The organism is Pseudomonas sp. TE3899 (assembly GCF_056279105.1).
Window position 1 is genome coordinate 1,804,730 of the sequence record NZ_JBWBQR010000001.1, and the last position, 16,182, is coordinate 1,820,911.

The 16,182-nt window shown below is 60.9% G+C and carries 10 protein-coding genes; 5 read left to right on the top strand and 5 right to left on the bottom strand.

Annotation, left to right across the window (positions count from 1 at the left end; all coding sequences use genetic code 11):
• Positions 1-203: 203 nt before the first annotated feature.
• The gene (locus ACZ89E_RS08075; RefSeq protein ID WP_149658168.1) at positions 204-422 is read left to right on the top strand and encodes a DUF2970 domain-containing protein; all 219 of its coding nucleotides are present in this window, start codon (positions 204-206) and stop codon (positions 420-422) included.
• Between the two features lie 7 nt (positions 423-429).
• On the opposite strand, the gene ACZ89E_RS08080 is transcribed toward ACZ89E_RS08075, so the two are convergent.
• A complete protein-coding gene (locus tag ACZ89E_RS08080) occupies positions 430-1,503 on the bottom strand; it encodes an ABC transporter substrate-binding protein (protein WP_476255312.1) in 1,074 nt (357 codons plus the stop codon).
• A gap of 523 nt (positions 1,504-2,026) precedes the next feature.
• Here ACZ89E_RS08080 and ACZ89E_RS08085 point away from each other — a divergent pair.
• Together ACZ89E_RS08085 and ACZ89E_RS08090 are read left to right on the top strand one after the other, a co-directional pair.
• On the top strand, positions 2,027-3,685 hold the full coding sequence (locus tag ACZ89E_RS08085; RefSeq protein ID WP_476255313.1) for a nitrite/sulfite reductase: 1,659 nt from the start codon (positions 2,027-2,029) through the stop codon (positions 3,683-3,685).
• On the top strand, positions 3,669-4,163 hold the full coding sequence (locus ACZ89E_RS08090) for a DUF934 domain-containing protein (RefSeq protein ID WP_149658171.1): 495 nt from the start codon (positions 3,669-3,671) through the stop codon (positions 4,161-4,163). The genes ACZ89E_RS08085 and ACZ89E_RS08090 overlap by 17 nt, the downstream gene beginning before the upstream one ends.
• Before the next feature lie 59 nt (positions 4,164-4,222).
• On the opposite strand, the gene ACZ89E_RS08095 is transcribed toward ACZ89E_RS08090, so the two are convergent.
• The 3 genes from ACZ89E_RS08095 to sohB all read right to left on the bottom strand — a co-directional run bounded on the left by ACZ89E_RS08095 (position 4,223) and on the right by sohB (position 14,196).
• A complete protein-coding gene (locus tag ACZ89E_RS08095) occupies positions 4,223-8,032 on the bottom strand; it encodes a dermonecrotic toxin domain-containing protein (protein ID WP_476255314.1) in 3,810 nt (1,269 codons plus the stop codon).
• 17 nt (positions 8,033-8,049) lie between these two features.
• On the bottom strand, positions 8,050-12,900 hold the full coding sequence (locus ACZ89E_RS08100; protein WP_476255315.1) for a dermonecrotic toxin domain-containing protein: 4,851 nt from the start codon (positions 12,898-12,900) through the stop codon (positions 8,050-8,052).
• Positions 12,901-13,173: 273 nt separating this feature from the next.
• The gene (gene sohB, locus ACZ89E_RS08105; protein WP_463260541.1) at positions 13,174-14,196 is read right to left on the bottom strand and encodes a protease SohB; all 1,023 of its coding nucleotides are present in this window, start codon (positions 14,194-14,196) and stop codon (positions 13,174-13,176) included.
• 206 nt (positions 14,197-14,402) lie between these two features.
• Here sohB and ACZ89E_RS08110 point away from each other — a divergent pair, with 206 nt between their 5' ends.
• Positions 14,403-15,113 carry a histidine phosphatase family protein gene (locus tag ACZ89E_RS08110; protein WP_476255316.1) on the top strand — a complete coding sequence of 237 codons (711 nt, stop codon included), beginning with the start codon at positions 14,403-14,405 and terminating at the stop codon, positions 15,111-15,113.
• Between the two features lie 63 nt (positions 15,114-15,176).
• Positions 15,177-15,491, top strand: a complete 315-nt coding sequence (locus ACZ89E_RS08115; RefSeq protein WP_149658176.1) for an SCP2 sterol-binding domain-containing protein — start codon at positions 15,177-15,179, stop codon at positions 15,489-15,491.
• Positions 15,492-15,571: 80 nt separating this feature from the next.
• Here the strand turns inward: ACZ89E_RS08115 and ACZ89E_RS08120 are convergent, their stop codons facing one another.
• Complete coding sequence (locus tag ACZ89E_RS08120; protein WP_476255317.1) at positions 15,572-16,135, bottom strand: hypothetical protein; 564 nt, start codon at positions 16,133-16,135, stop codon at positions 15,572-15,574.
• Between the last annotated feature and the right edge of the window lie 47 nt (positions 16,136-16,182).

Below are 16,182 nucleotides of genomic sequence, written 5' to 3' on the forward strand. Positions count from 1 at the left end.
CGCGGAGCGTCCCGGGCTGCATTCCCACGCAGAGCGTGGGAACGATCATAGATCCCCTGTAGGAGCGAGGCTTGCCCGCGAAGGCGGTGTGTCAGTCAGAGAAGATGTTGACTGACGCACCGCCTTCGCGGGCAAGCCTCGCTCCTACGGGATTCGCGTCAAACGTCTATGCTTGCCTGACACACAAACATGACGAGGGATTTATGGACGATCCAGTCGACAACAAGCCGCCGACCTTATGGCAGATGCTGCACAGCGTCGTGGCCGCCGCATTCGGGGTGCAGAGCGGGAAGAACCGTGCCCGGGACTTCAGCCACGGCAAGCCGAGTCATTTCGTGATTCTGGGGATTTTGTTCACTGCGGTGTTTGCGCTGTCGCTGTTTGGCATCGTGAAACTGGTGTTGCTGCTGGCGGGGGTTTAACGCCGCGTCAGCGCATCAATGTTTGCAGACTGAACGGATAGCGATAGGAGGTCGGCCGCCCCTTGGCCGATAACTGCCGGAAGCTCACCCCGAAATCCGGCGCATCGCCCATGGCCAGCAAACGCTTGGCCTGGGCCTTGTCGATCAGTTGCAACAACGGAATCTGCCGGTCACGGCCACCGTACTGGTCCAGCTCCACGCCCTGATCGATATCGTGCAACTCCACCATCGCCCAACCGCCCAGGGTGAAATGCCCGCCGAGCAACACGCTCAAGCGTCCATCAACAATGGCTTTCAATGCCTGCGGTGAGGTATTGAAGGCGCTGAACCATCCATCCTGGCCCGGTGTGCCGCCCGTCTCCGCAAAGGCCTGCATGGCGCCGAACGCCATCTCATCATTGGCCGACCACACCAGCGTCACGTTCGGGTAGCGCCGGAACAGCAGTCGTGCCTGCTCATACGCGCGTTCACGGGTCCAGCCGCTGTAGACCAGTTGCCGCAAGCGTACTTCCGGGTGTTCGGCCAGGGCGCGCAGCATGCCTTTTTCCCGCAGTTGCGCCGACGGGGTGATCTTCAGCCCGGAAAACGCCAGCAGCTCGATGGATTGCCCCGGTTGCACGGGCGGATGCTGGCGAATCAGCGCCTGAAGCATCAGGTAGCCGCCCTCCTCGTCGTTGGGCACCAGGCTGCCCACGCGGTCCGGGCGATTGCCCAGCAGGCTCAGTTGATTGTCGGTCAGGGACGCATTGACCATGAACAGCTTCACCCCGCTGCCTTGGGCCAGGCGCAGGATTTGCGGGGCGACGTATTGTTCGTTGGCGAAGACCAGGTAGTCCGGCCGTTCAGGCCCTTGCAACGCGCTGCGGGCCTGGGCAATCGTCAGTTCGGGCATGCGTTGGGAATAGAGAATCTGCAAGTCCATGCCCAGATCCTTGGCCGCCGCCTGCATGAATTGCGAATAGCTGATCCAGAACGCTTCCGTGGTGCTGCCAGGATTGAGAAACAGCACCGAGGCCGCCTGGGCACTGGATCCGAGGACCGAGCCAAGCGTCAGCAATACAGCAAACAGAAACTTCAACATTAATGGTCCGAGCCCCGGAAATTCGCCGCGCATTATAGCCAGCGAACGCCCGCAAAACGGGGGATTATTCCGGTTTTGTCCGACAATCCGTCGCAACCGGGCCCGGACGGTGCCGCTATTGGTGACTGACCCAGAACACTGCTGTTCCTACAACCAGAATGATCAGGAACAAAATCGCCCACGCATCGACGGTACTGTCGGTTTTCCTTGCTTTGGTCGGGTTGCTCATTGCATCGCCTCTTGTCGGTTTTATCGGTGATTGCATAAAGACTCGACCACAGTAAAGACGACGATTGCCCACACCACAAATACGGGTTTAGTAATAACGGTTCTCGTTAGTCTTTTTGGTTCTTTACATATACTCAAACATCACTTTTGCGCATAACTGCAAACTGGTATCTTGCCCCGGCTCCGTAGGGAGTGCGCGGCCGTGCGCGCAGAATTGCCGAGGCAGTATCGGAAACTTCAGCAAGCGAAAAACGCAACTGGAACCGACCGGCCCAAGCCTGAGAACAGGACTTATATGTACGTATACGACGAGTACGATCAGCGGATCATCGAGGACCGCGTCAAGCAGTTCCGTGATCAGACCCGACGCTATCTGGCAGGCGAGCTGAGCGAAGAAGAATTCCGCCCCCTGCGCCTGCAAAATGGCCTTTATATCCAGCGTTTCGCCCCGATGTTGCGGGTGGCGGTGCCTTACGGCCAACTGACTTCGCGCCAGACGCGAATGATGGCCAAGATTGCCCGCGACTTCGACAAGGGCTACGCCCACATCAGTACCCGGCAGAACGTGCAGTTCAACTGGCCGGCGCTGGAAGACATCCCGGACATCCTCGCTGAGCTGGCCACCGTGCAGATGCACGCGATCCAGACCAGCGGCAACTGCCTGCGCAACGTCACCACCGACCAGTTCGCCGGTGTCGCGGCCGACGAGTTGATCGACCCGCGTCCGTGGTGCGAAATCGTCCGTCAGTGGACGACGTTCCACCCGGAATTCGCCTACCTGCCGCGCAAGTTCAAGATCGCCATCAACGGTTCGACCTCTGACCGTGCGGCCATCGAAGTGCATGACATTGGCCTGGAGCCGGTGCACAACGCTGCGGGCGAACTGGGTTTCCGCGTGCTGGTCGGTGGCGGCCTCGGTCGTACCCCGGTGGTCGGCGCGTTCATCAACGAGTTCCTGCCATGGCAAGACCTGTTGAGCTACCTCGACGCCATCCTGCGGGTCTACAACCGCTACGGCCGTCGCGATAACAAGTACAAGGCGCGGATCAAGATCCTCGTCAAAGCGCTGACCCCTGAAGTCTTCGCACAAAAAGTCGACGCGGAAATGGAGCACCTTCGCGGTGGCCAGACCACGCTGACCGAAGCCGAAGTGCATCGCGTGGCCAAGCACTTCGTCGATCCGGACTACAAGGTGCTGGAGAACCAGACCGCCGAACTGGCCGCGCTCGACGAGGAACACCCGGGTTTCGCCCGCTGGCGCACCCGCAACACCCTGGCCCACAAGAAGCCGGGCTACGTGGCCGTGACCCTGTCCCTGAAGCCAACCGGCGTTGCGCCGGGCGACATCACCGACAAGCAGCTCGACGCTGTGGCCGATCTGGCTGAGCGTTACAGCTTCGGTCAACTGCGCACCTCCCACGAGCAGAACATCATTCTGGCCGACGTTGAACAGTCGCAACTGTTCGCGATGTGGGGCGAGTTGCGCGAGCAAGGTTTCGCCACGCCGAACATCGGCTTGCTGACCGACATCATCTGCTGCCCTGGCGGTGATTTCTGCTCCCTGGCCAACGCCAAGTCGATCCCGATTGCCGAATCGATCCAGCGTCGTTTCGACAACCTGGACTACCTGTTCGACATCGGCGAACTGGACCTGAACATCTCCGGTTGCATGAACGCCTGTGGTCACCACCACGTCGGCCACATCGGCATCCTCGGGGTGGACAAGAAAGGCGAAGAGTTCTACCAGGTGTCCCTCGGTGGCAGCGCCAGCCGCGATGCGAGCCTGGGCAAGATCCTCGGCCCGTCCTTCGCCCAGGAAGCCATGCCTGATGTGATCGAGAAGCTGATCAACGTGTACATCGAACAACGTCACGAAGATGAGCGCTTCATCGACACCTATCAGCGCATTGGCATCGACCTCTTCAAGGAGCGCGTCTATGCAGCGAATCATTAAGAACAACGAAGTCGTCGACGAAACCTGGCACTTGCTGCCCAAGGATTTCAACATCGACGAGATCAGCAACTGCGACGACCTGATCGTGCCGCTGGCGCTGTGGCGCGAACACGGGCGCATGCTCAAGGCCCGCGATGGCGGCCTGGGTGTGTGGCTGGACGCCGATGAAGAAGCCGAGGAAATCGGTGACGACGTGGACAACTTCCAGGTCATTGCCCTGAACTTCCCGGCCTTCACCGATGGTCGTAACTACTCCAACGCCCGTCTGCTGCGTGACCGTTATGGTTTCAAAGGCGAACTGCGGGCGATTGGCGATGTGCTGCGCGACCAGTTGTTCTACCTGCACCGCTGCGGTTTCGACGCGTTTGCCATTCGCGCTGATAAAGACCCGTACGAAGCCCTTGAAGGCCTCAAGGACTTCTCGGTGACGTACCAGGCGGCCACTGACGAACCGTTGCCGCTGTTCCGGCGCCGCTAAGTCGCCGTCACTGAAAACCTTGAGCCATGACCGTGGCTCAAGGTTTTTTTTCGCCTGCGTTAACGTTCGGGCAACGGCGTGTTGAAGGCAGCGACCCGAGCTTCCAGATGCTCGAAACTGGCGAATGGATTGTCGCCATCGGTGGCGGTCCACTGCACATCTTGCAGGACATGCTGACGCAGCGGCGGTGACGTATCGAGGGCATCGAGCAGATGCCAGATGCGCTGTTGCAGCGACGGGTAATTCACCCGGAAGTCTGCGCTGCGTCGGATCATGTCCAGCGTGCCAAACAACCGTTCACTGCCGGGCAGGGTCGCCAGGTGTTGCCAATGCTGGATCGCCCTCGCCTGCTGTTGGGCTGAAAACCCCGTCAGCCACGCGTCAGGCTGGGCGAAATCGGCGTTTGGCGCGGCCATCCACACATTGATCCCGGTCTGTTGCCGGTGCTGAACGATCCAGCGCAGGCTGTCTTCATCGGTGATCGGGTTGCCTGCCAGCAAGAGCCTGCTCCCCGCCACCGACTGCTGGCGCACGGCGGGCGGTATTCGCGCAATCTGGTTCTCGCGCAAGTCCAGAAGCTCCAGATAGGGGCGGTCCAGGACGCCCACCGGGCACACACGGATCCCCGTGGCCCGCAAGTTAAGACGACGCAGCGCGGTCAAGTGCACCACCACCGGCGGCCTGCCCAATGGATTGACGCGCATGTCGAGGGCCACCAGGCGCGACAACCCGCTCAGCGCCCCGGCGGTTGCCTCGGTCAACACCAGGCCGGTTTGACTGAGGTCCAGGTGCGTCAGCTCGGTCAATTCCCCGATGGCCTCGGGCCAATGGCCCACCCACTGCATTCCCGGGCCGGGCTGGTGCAGGTCGGTGCCGCCCAGGTCCAACACGCGCAAGCGTGGAAAGGCGCGCAGAAACGGCGACAGGCTCGCCGATTCGGTCAACGAGAAGCTGGTCATGCTCAGCTCCACCACCTCCGGCAGCGTGACGTTCAAGGCGGGCAGGCTGTGGAAATGCTCGAAGTCCATTTCCAGGCGAAACCCGACAAACTCACCGTTGTGGTAGACCCGACTGGCCGCCTCGCCCTGCCCCCGCCACAACCCCTCCAGCTCGGTGGCCAACTCCAGGCGGCTGCGGCGCTCGAACTGGATGGCATCGGCGATCCGCGCATCGTTTTCCGCGTCGATCTGCTCTTCGTCCATGCCTTCGGCCTCAGGCTCTTCGGGATCCAGCAGATCGACGTCCATGTTTTCCACATCAACGTCGACCTGGCCGATCCACGCCGCCAGGTCGACCCGCAATTGCCGCAATTGCTGATTGAGCCGGGCCAGTTGCGTCTGGGCGTGCTCGCCCCATTGGTCCAACAGCGTGCCCAGTTCTTCGTCGCTCAGGCTGGGGTAGATTTCGCGGATTTGCAGCTTGGTGATGGTTCTGGAAAAGGCTTCGCCCTGGGCCGTGGACGGAAATCCGCCGCCGCGCAGGCCATGACTGTCGAAGGTCAGGCCCGAGTCCATGCGCTGCAAACCCAGTTCCAGCTCGGCGCGCGGGCGCAGCTCAGCACGGATGCGCGTGCGCAGATCCTGCAATGCCTGATCGGCGCGCAGTCCCAACGCAGCACGCTGTTCCTGGGACAAGGCATTGAGCAATGCCTGGTGAAAATCCACCGACTGTCCCGCCGCCAGGCCCTGGTAGCGCGTGCCCTGCCTGATCAATTGACGGGAATATGGCGCGCCCTGCGGGCCGATGCTGTCCAGCACTCGCCCCACCGCGGACTCTTCACAGACCTCAAGCCGAATCCCGATCGGCCAACCCGCCAACCGTTCCAGGGAATGCAGGGCCAGCACATCGCTGTCGGGGTTTTCCACCGACGCCAGGTACAGGCCTTCATAGGCGCGGGCCACGCGGACATGAAATTCGTACTGCCGGGCCTTGCCGCTCAATTCGCCCAGCACCCGCTTGGCCTCGGCCAGGGTGTGCGGTGCGCGGATATCGATGCCGGCGCGCTCAAGCATCTGCTCGATCGCACACTTGGGCAAACCGGGGTATTGCGACTGGAACAGGCGCACCCATTCATCTGCGGACTGTTGCAGCGCGGCATAACACTCACTGAACTGCCCGACACGGGCGTTCCGGGCTTGCTCGGCCTCGACCGACCCGCCGGGCAAGCGTTCGAGGGCCTGTTGCAGGTCCTGATCGATGCGAAAACGATTCAGGGTATCCAGCAGGATCGGCGAAGGTGGCTGCCCCGCCTGCAACAGCCCCAGCGCATCCGGATCCAGCCCGCAGACCCGACCAATCTGTTGCAGCACCTCATTGCTGAAGGCCGAGGCTTCGGGAATAAACGCCCGCAGACGGGCCGGCACAGCGCTGACGTGGGCTTCGACCGGGTTGGCGACGTGCTCAACTGTCAGCAGCCGCTCCTCGTCCTTGAGCACCGCGCCGGCCTTGATCACCGGTAAAGCGTTGAGCAACCCGAACACCGTGCGCCCGACACCCGCCCAGCGCTCGTCCGTGGTCTTGCCGTGCACCGCCTCGTCGAGGCCATAACCGGCATCGATCAGGCCCGCCAGCGCCAGCAAACCCCCGCCTCCCGGAACAAACAAAGCCAGGGGGGCGAAGCGTTCGATCCACTGCACCACGGGCTCGACCACCGCGCTCAGGTTGTCGCGATTGACCTGGGCGTCGTCGCGGATGGTGTCGACGCTGGCCTGGGCAGCGGCCTTCATGACCTTCACCCACTGGGCAAACGGGTCCTCGGTGGTGGGTCGCACATCAACGCCGATATAGTCCTCGGGTGGCCAAAATCCATCGTTGTTGAAAAAGCCGTGGCCTTTCTTCAAGCGATATTGCCGGGGCCAGGTGACCATGCCGGCCAGCGCTGTGCGCACGCCGGCATGGAAGGTGCCGTCCTGTTGATCGTCCTCGGCAAAATGGGCCACGAACGCCGTTTTGCGCTTGGCATCGCGGCCGATCTCGATCACCCATTGGCACAGCGTCCGGTGATCGGCGAATTCATGGAATGGCGAGGCATTCCCCGGAATGTAGAGCAGCCGTCGGCCACTGTTCTTGTCGCGGAAACAACCTATATCGCTGGCGCTGTACCGGTAGATCGACAGGCGCCCGGCCTCCACCGATGACGGCATCGGCGTTTGCGCTTGCACCTGCGCGAGCGTCAGTTGGCCCCAGGTCTGTCCGGGATCGAGTCCGGCAACGCGTAACGCCAGGCCGAGACCCTCGCGGCTCAGGCTGCGTTCCTGATATTGCAGCCACGCCGCCATGATGAACGCCAGTTTCACCGAGGTCCGCAATGGATAAGGTGCGGCCGCCAACAGGGTCCGGTCATCTGGCCAGGCATTGGCCACGTACGCGGCATATTGGGCCTTGAATGCCAGGGTCCAGACCCACTGTTTGAACGCCGCCGGTTGCAGCGCCAGTTGGGTGTCGGGCCCATAGACCTGCGGTTCGGTGATGCGGTAGATCCCTTCGTAATCGTCATAGCTGCCGTCGGGGTTGATCGACGCGTCGATCTCGACAATGCGCACCTGCGGCCCCACGGTTGGCGGCGTGTACAGGCCGAACGCGGTTTCACCGAAACGCCCGGCCCCCACTGTCTGGTAATTGTTCAACAAGGCCTGGACCAGGCTTTGCGACAGACGCACCCGGCCCTGATGCACAGAACCTTGCGCCGGATAGCCTGGAAAATCGTAGTTGAGGTCCACCAGCACCGCGTCCAGGGCTTCGTCACCCCAGCGTTGCTTGATCAGGTTGGCCGCGTATTGCGCCGCCGTCAGCGGCAGGACCTGGTCCGGCGCCAGGCCAGCCCATAAGGGCTGGCCGGCACTATTGATGTGTTGTTCGATCGTATTCATCAGCATTCCTTGCTCGATCAAATCTCAGGGGTGCCGGCCAGCTCCGGCACGGCCGCCACCAGGGACAATCCCGGGCTGTGCACCAGGGCCTCGGCGGTCAGGCGACGGATCAGCGCGGTACGCTCATTACTGAAGTTACTGACGATGGCGTCCATGCTTTGGTTGAACTCGACACGGGTGTAGTGCAATCGACTGTCCAAATGCTGGAACGCCAGCGAAGCGCGAATAACCGTGTCGTCGAACTCGGCCCGATGAGCCATTTCCAGGTACTCGACCCAGAAATCCTGCTCCGCCATCCAGCCCAGCAACTGTGGGGTGTGCTCCAGTTTCACCACTTCGGCGTACACCCAGTCGAGGGTTTGCGGAATCACCTCCACCCCCAGGCTGAAGTTCACCCCTTGCGGCTGCCCCGGCAGACTCAAGCGCTCGGCCAGCCCCACCCGGAAGGCCAGGCTGACCTCCATGGCTTGTTCGAAGGTCACCGGCCCGGTACGGTTGCGCGCAATGATATTGCTCAGGGCCAGGCGCTCGACCTCCTGCAAGCGGAACAAACCGCGGACCAGTTGCGTCATCTCAATCTCCTGGGTGGGCCCGTAGAGCCTGGCGACCTCTAACGCGCGGTAACACAGCACACGAGTGTGCAGGTTGCTGAACAACAGGGAATAACCATCGGCACTGACCCGCCCGATATTGGCCAGGCGGAACAGCGTCCGGCGCAGCGCGCTGTCTTCCGCGGCCGCCTCCACCACCTCCCACACCCGCTGGCTCAATGAGCCGTAGACCATGCGGAAATCAGCGGTGTAGCGCAATCGGGCCAGCAACAGGAAAAACGGCTGGGAGTCCGGGTAAGCGTAAACCGCACTCCACAACGCTTGCTTGAGCACCCTGTCGACTTCCGTCGCCCCGGTCAGCCAGGTCGAACTCATGGAGACGTCCATGAGGATGTGTTGCAGTTGCTCCAGATGCCCCTGGGCGATGAGTCCCAGGCTGATGTCAGTGATCTGTTGAAATTCGGTCAGCCGCTTCACCGTATCGGGCGTCAACGGATTGCCGGCGATATCGGTGCCCATATTCAAGGTGCCCGGCGCAGAGTAGACATCCTCCGGGATCACGCTGATGCGGTTATCGCGCAGGTCCAAGCCCCGCAGTTTCGGCAGGCCGCTGGCGCCCTTGGGCCATTGACTGATGCCGGTGCCGCGCAGTTCCAGGCGTTCCAGCAGTTGCATGCGCGAGACATCGGGCGTGCGGGTCAACGTAGGGTTGGCGCACAGGTTCAAATGCTTGAGGCGCGTCAGGCTGGCCAGTTCGGTGACCGAGGCTTCGGTCAGCTGGATGCGGTTTTCACTCAGGTTCAGGATTTCCAGGTGCGCCATGCCGCCAATGGCCTGCTGCAGCCGGGTCAGGCCGTTACCGACCATGGACAGGCGTCGCACGGATTTGAAGTTATGCAGGAAGCTGTTCAACCCGGCGCTGGCGCCCACGCGATCCATCACCAGCGTGCCTACATGGGCGAAATCACCAGTGATCAGTGGCAGCTCGCCGATTTGCAGGGGTGGCAACGACAATTCATAGAGCCGGCCGTCCAGGGTCAGCATGCTGGGGGTTTCCCGACGCCAGCAGCGAATGATTTCTTCCGCCGCCCGGGTCTTGGCCAGGGTCGTGACTTTCAACCTCGGACCGTCGGCGCCCTGGTACCAGGTGTCGCGACTGATCCAGTTCTGCAGGACCTGTCGGATGGAGGCGAACTCCAGCCTCAGGCCTTCGAGTTTTCTCAAGGCCAGCACGTTGATCGGGTCCAGGCCGGCGAGGAACAGATCAATCTGCTCGAGGGAATGGGTGGGATACAGCTCCTGCGCACGACGGACCAGCGCGGCGGGTCGACTCATCGGTGCCGAGGGTTGCGACGGCATGCTGCTCGACGCGGTGCTCTGCAAGGTATCGGCCAGGCGCATCGGCGAGCGGTAGCCCAAACGCATGGCCTCAATGCCCAGGACATGCGCCGCGCCCCCTCGACGTGCCAGCGCTTGTTCGGTGATCTTGTGCCGCAGCGCCACGCCACGGTCCGCCGCCTGCACGCCCAACGCCGTGCGGCGCGTCATCGACATCCCCTCCCAGAGCGCCTGGAAATAATGCTCGCGGGTTCGCCCCGGCAGGTAGCCGAGCAAATTCGACTCCCCGTCCCGGACCTCATAGCGGTCAGCGTGGGCATTCATCCGTATCTGTTGCACGGCGGTGTCCAAGCCGAGGGTGGCCATGTCTTCGGTGTAGAACGACCACTCCAGCACTTGCAGGTAAATATCCGCATCCCAGCCCGGCAGGTGCTTGAGCGCGTCAAACACCAGCCGATCAGTGTCGATGCCCCCCACGGCATCCAGATACAACCCCTCATACGCGCGGTTGACACGCACCACGTCCCGGAAACGCCGGGCCTCTTCCGCCAGGCGCAGCGGGACCTTGTCGGCGTCAAGTTGATTCAATTCACTGGTATCGGCATAGCGCACCAGTTCATCCAGCACGCTGAGTGGCAGATCGGGATAGCGCTTGCGCAAGGGCATGACCCGCGCATCCGGCGCCGCCACGCCCCGTTGGTAGACCCAGTCAAACAGCGACGCACGCCGCAGATCCGCCTGCTCGGCCAGTTTGCCAAGCAGTGCCGCGACTTGGTCACTGGCCACGGTCGAGGCCGAACCCAGCAGGCGCTCCCGCTCGGCAGCGCTCAGGCCCGACAACAGCTCTGGATAGAATTGCCCCGCGCGCACTTTGTCCAGGCTCAGTTTGAGCGGCTTGAGCACGCCGTCGGCATCGGCGGATGCATAACGATTGACCGTCTGTCCCAGGTCGTCGAGAACATGGATCTCGGTCTGCGCCGGCCAGTTCCTGAGGCGGGTCAGTAGCTGCAATTGCAGTTGCGGGTCTGCCTTGGCGCCCAATGACGCGTCGTTCAATTGCTCGATGAACTGGATCACCACCTGGTCCGCCGCAAAGCGTCGAACGGTGTCGATCAACAAGGCCGGAGGTGGTGTGCGATCAATCAGCACCCGGCTCAACACCCGGTTTTCGATGGCGCAGACCGACAGGATTTGCAACGCCCTGGCGTCGGGAATGTCCTGCTCCGAATACCCCAGGCGGCGGAACAGGGTTAACCGATCCCACTGCGCGGGCAGCTCGGAATCATGTCGCCAGGCCCCTGCGTCATTGGTCTCCAGTCGAGGGGAGTAGCGTTCGCTCACCCCCGTCCCTTCGATTTTCCACAGCCCCGAATCCGCCTCGGGACGGACGGCATAAAGGTCCTCGCCCAATGCCAGGTAAGCCTTGTCTTCGAACCAGCGCAGGCCTCGTTCATCGGGCTTGAGCCAGGCTGGCAGCTGCATGTTGAGCCGATACGGGGCCAGGTCCGGTTTCCACAGGCGCATCTGGCCTTTGGGGGTTTTCACCTGCCACAGGTTTTCGACAAACTCGGCACTGCGGACCTTCTTGAACGTCATCCGGGTCGCCCCGGCGCCAGTGGAAAACGCCGCCATCACCACCAGGTTTTCCACGGTGTCGAAGAAGTAGTCGCTGGCCTGCTCCTGCTCCCCCGCCGCCCAGCTTTCCAGGCCGTGGTACACGCCGTTCAGCAATTCAAGCGCGGAAACCGCCATCAATACCTCGCCCAACACCGGGATAAACAAGGCGCCAAACATCACGATATCCAGGCCAATGGTCTTGTAGGTGTCCAGCCGCGCGAGGCGGGTTTTCTCGTCTTCATCGTCGGTGGGCACCACCAGCAATCGCGCATCGGCCATCACATGCTCGGCGCGCTGGCGGTAGAGGTCGGCAAACAGGTCTGCGGAGCCGGCAAGGGTGGTGACCGGCACAGACTCGCGCTGGTAAGGTTGCATCCATTGGCTGGCGGGTCGCAGCGTTCGACTCGACAGTGCCGCTTGCAGGCCGGCCCGGTCGCCCAGCGCGACGAACCGCAGCAGGAAGGGTTCGAACGTCTGTTTTTTGAGGCGCTCGCCGAGTTCGACCTCCAGCGCCCGGACATTCGGGTACTCCTTGAGCGGTTGCTCGGTATCACCGGGCATAAACAGCACGCATGGATTGTCGATATACGTGCCATCCCCCACCGCAACGATCAACATCACGCCCTGAAGCTTGTAGCCGAGCAATTCCAGGCCCTTATAGGCAATGGAATAGTCGTCAAGCTTGATCGACGGTTGGTTAGTCACCACCTCGCCGAGCACCTTGAACATCTTGGCACTGATGTGTTTTTTCATCAGGGCAATGTGCCGGTCCACATCGAAGCAGCGCCGGGAATGCGCCATGCACGCGGTACGCACAGGGCCGGTTGCAACCGTGGGTTCAAATACACGGTTGAGGTGCGCCTGGTATTGCTTGCCCAGGTCCAGGTTACGACACAGTTGAGCGAACTCATGGGGCTCGATCCCCAGTACTTTATTGGCGGTACCGTTAATACGTTCCGGCTGATAGATCAGTGACTTCACATTGTAATTATCGGCCAGGGTTTCACTGACCTCGAAGTTCTCGCACGCAGCCGTCAACAAGTCCCGATCGATGGGCAAAATCAGTTTCTTGCGCAGCCCGAAGAAACTGGTAGTTGAACGAATATGCTGAAACACCACGCCCCTGATATCCACGGCCTCACCGATTTTATCGGCCATGGCCTTGGCCAGTAACGGCGTGCAGAACTGTTGCGGATTCTTCAGGACGGCCATCGCCTTGACGGCGTTGGCCCGGGAACGCTGGCTGGCAACGATGCTGGCATGCAGCCCCGTGCGCGCCTCGCTGCTGGCCTGAGCCAGCCAGACAGGAATGGGACTGCCTTTGAACAGTTCGTAAAAGACACCTTGTTGTTCAGGTGTCATTTCTATTGGAGCGTGAGTCGTTGTGGTGGACGACGATGATGTTAAATCCGAAGACATGAACTTATTACTCTTTTCACGATAAGAGCATTCAGTCTAAAGACGTCACTTTCAATTAATAGCTTCAATATCCGATCAGAACTAACACCAACGAATCAACAATATGAACGCAAACAATATCTATATACCGCCCTGCACTTTTTTGATTATGCAGTGACTGAAAAAACGGCAATAAAAAACCCGATCACACAAGATGACCGGGTTTTCGACAAGGCGTTACCAGAAGCGCTGTTGGGTCAAACGACTCCACCAACTCAACAACACGCGGTCCACCGAACCGCTGGCCGCCATGCCGATACGCTCTTGCAGGCTTTTGCGTTCGGCGTAGTGCAGGTGATACAGCTCGGCACTCTTGGCGCGCTCGGACAGGTATTCGTCGCTGGTCTTGAGTTCGTCCACCAGTTGCTTGTCCAGCGCAGCGATACCGAGCCAGATTTCACCGGTGGCCACTTCATCGATGGCCAGTTGCGGGCGATAGCGGGCGACAAAGTTCTTGAACAGCTCGTGGGTGATATCCAGGTCTTCCTGGAACTTCTCCCGACCCTTCTCGGTGTTTTCGCCAAACACGGTGAGGGTGCGCTTGTATTCGCCGGCGGTCAGCACTTCAAAGTCGATGTCGTGCTTCTTCAGCAGGCGATTGACGTTGGGCAACTGCGCGACCACGCCGATGGAGCCGAGGATGGCGAACGGGGCGCTGATAATTTTCTCGCCAATGCACGCCATCATGTAGCCACCGCTGGCAGCGACCTTGTCGATGCACACGGTCAGCGGCACGCCGGCCTGGCGGATCCGCGCCAGTTGCGACGAGGCCAGGCCATAGCTGTGGACCATGCCGCCGCCGCTTTCCAGGCGCAGCACCACTTCGTCTTTCGGCGTGGCCAGGGTCAGCAGCGCGGTGATCTCGTGGCGCAGGCTCTCAGTGGCCGAGGCCTTGATGTCGCCGTCAAAATCCAGCACGAAGACCCGGCCCTTGGCTTCGGGTTTCTTCTTCTGTTTTTTCTCGGTTTTGCTCTGGGATTTGCGCAGGGCCTTGAGCTGATCCTTGTCGAGCAGGCTTTGCTCCAGGCGTTCACGCAGGCCTTTGTAGAAATCATTGAGTTTGCTGACCTGCAACTGACCGGCCGACTTGCGCCGACCTTTGCTGCGCAATGCCGCGAAACTGGCCAGGACCACCAGAATGGCGATCACCAGGGTCACGGTCTTGGCCAGGAAACTGGCGTACTCGGCAAAAAACTCCACACAGGACTCCTTCAATACAATGCGCCGCTCAAAAACGCGCGCGGAATGCCGCCAGCATACCCATGCCCCGGCTTTGGGGCCAGCCATGAAACCTTTGGCAACAGGCCTGTAACGGGCATTTCAAACAAGCGTATGTTTTTTCATTGACAGCCCGCGGCCATCCTCATAACCTCGCCGAACCTTCAACGTACCGGGATGACGCGGACGTGGGCAGCATCTACTTGATTCGACATGGCCAGGCCTCCTTTGGTGCAGACGACTATGACGTCCTCTCGCCGACCGGTGTGCGCCAGGCAGAAATCCTCGGCCAGCACCTCGCTGAGCTGGGTATCAGCTTCGATCGCTGCCTCGCCGGGGATTTGCGTCGCCAGCAACACACCGCCACCACCGCGCTGGAGCAATTCGCCGTCGTGGACCTGCCGGTGCCAACCCTTGAAACCGATTCCGCCTTCAACGAATTCGACGCCGACGCGGTGATCCGCGCCCTGCTCCCGGCCATGCTCAAAGACGAACCGCAAGCGCTGGACGTGCTGCGCAATGCCGCGCAAAACCGTGCCGAGTTCCAGCGCATCTTCGCCCTGATCATCGAGCGCTGGCTGGCCGGCACCTACGACACGCCGGGGCTGGAAAGCTGGCTGGGGTTTGTCGAACGGGTCCAGGCCGGGCTGAACCGCATCCTTGAACTGGCGGACAACACGCAGAAAATCGCCGTGTTCACCTCCGGCGGCACCATCACCGCCCTGCTCCACCTCATTACCCAAATGCCTGCTCGCCAGGCGTTTGAACTCAACTGGCAAATCGTCAACACCTCGCTCAACCAACTGAAGTTTCGTGGTCGCGAGGTGGCCCTGGCTTCCTTCAACAGTCATGCGCACCTGCAACTGCTGAAGGCCCCGGAACTCATCACGTTTCGCTGAGTCCGGATTACTGTGACCCTGGCTGTATTACCCAGCTGTAATTCTCAACAAAAGGATCAAACCATGACCTCCGTAGCTGATGCCGTACAAGCAATGAAAGCCAAGTTCAACCCAGCCGCCGCTGCCGGTCTGGACCTGGTCTTCGGTTTCCGCATCGACGAATCCAAGCACTTCTCTCTGATCGTCAAGGACAGCACCTGCGAACTGAAAGAAGGCGAAAACCCGGACGCCCAGGTCACGCTGGTGATGGACGCCGAGACCCTGGAAGGCATCGTCGACGGCTCGACCGACGGCATGCAGGCGTTCATGGGCGGCAAACTGCGCGCTGAAGGCGACATGATGCTGGCGATGAAACTGTCCGAGCTGTTCCCGTCGTAAGATGACGGCTCCCCGCCCCGGGGAGCCTCTCTGGCTGCACACGAATCCCGCTTATATGGCGGGATTCGTCGTTTCAGGGTTCAACGCGTACCGGCATCGTCCATTTCTTCGAAGACTTTGGTGTGTTCTTCTTCCAACGCGTCGACGCTGTTGACCTCGGTCACTTCACCGTCAAACTTGAGCTCACCCTCATCGCCTTCGAGCCTGAGGGGAATGACAAACCGGCGATAGCTCACTTGCAGATACAGGTTATAAAGATCTGCCGGCTTATCCGGGGCCAGGAAAAAGCTGGATTCGTAACGCACGCGCCGGGTCAGCACCGGCCATGTATCCCAGACGAGTTGGGTATTCACTTCGGGCTGAACGTCTTGCAGCGCCTCAAGGGCTTCCTGTACCAGGAATACGTTGTCCTTGGCTTTGAAAACAAACGGCTCGCTGCGGGTCATGATGTACGGATTGATCTTGCCGTCGAGCTCCTGCGGTACGTACATGCCGCTTCGAAACCATTTCGTCGCATCGAACCTCGGCCCAATAGGGCCTGCATCGCGAGACGTCATCATCACCGTGTCGGGAATGGGGATGGTGCTGCCCTGGCCGGCATACAGATAAGTCCCGACCAGCCCGACCGCGATCAGCGCCGCCATCAAGATACCTTTCGGGTTACCGAGTTTAATCATCGTCTACATCCTTG

Excerpts from the sequence above, each read along its gene's own strand:
- ACZ89E_RS08075 (WP_149658168.1), top strand. The coding sequence starts at position 204 with ATGGACGATCCAGTCGACAACAAGCCGCCGACCTTATGGCAGATGCTG.
- ACZ89E_RS08080 (WP_476255312.1), bottom strand. The coding sequence starts at position 1,503 with ATGTTGAAGTTTCTGTTTGCTGTATTGCTGACGCTTGGCTCGGTCCTC.
- ACZ89E_RS08085 (WP_476255313.1), top strand. The coding sequence starts at position 2,027 with ATGTACGTATACGACGAGTACGATCAGCGGATCATCGAGGACCGCGTC.
- ACZ89E_RS08090 (WP_149658171.1), top strand. The coding sequence starts at position 3,669 with ATGCAGCGAATCATTAAGAACAACGAAGTCGTCGACGAAACCTGGCAC.
- ACZ89E_RS08095 (WP_476255314.1), bottom strand. The coding sequence starts at position 8,032 with ATGAATACGATCGAACAACACATCAATAGTGCCGGCCAGCCCTTATGG.
- ACZ89E_RS08100 (WP_476255315.1), bottom strand. The coding sequence starts at position 12,900 with ATGACACCTGAACAACAAGGTGTCTTTTACGAACTGTTCAAAGGCAGT.
- ACZ89E_RS08115 (WP_149658176.1), top strand. The coding sequence starts at position 15,177 with ATGACCTCCGTAGCTGATGCCGTACAAGCAATGAAAGCCAAGTTCAAC.
- ACZ89E_RS08120 (WP_476255317.1), bottom strand. The coding sequence starts at position 16,135 with ATGGCGGCGCTGATCGCGGTCGGGCTGGTCGGGACTTATCTGTATGCC.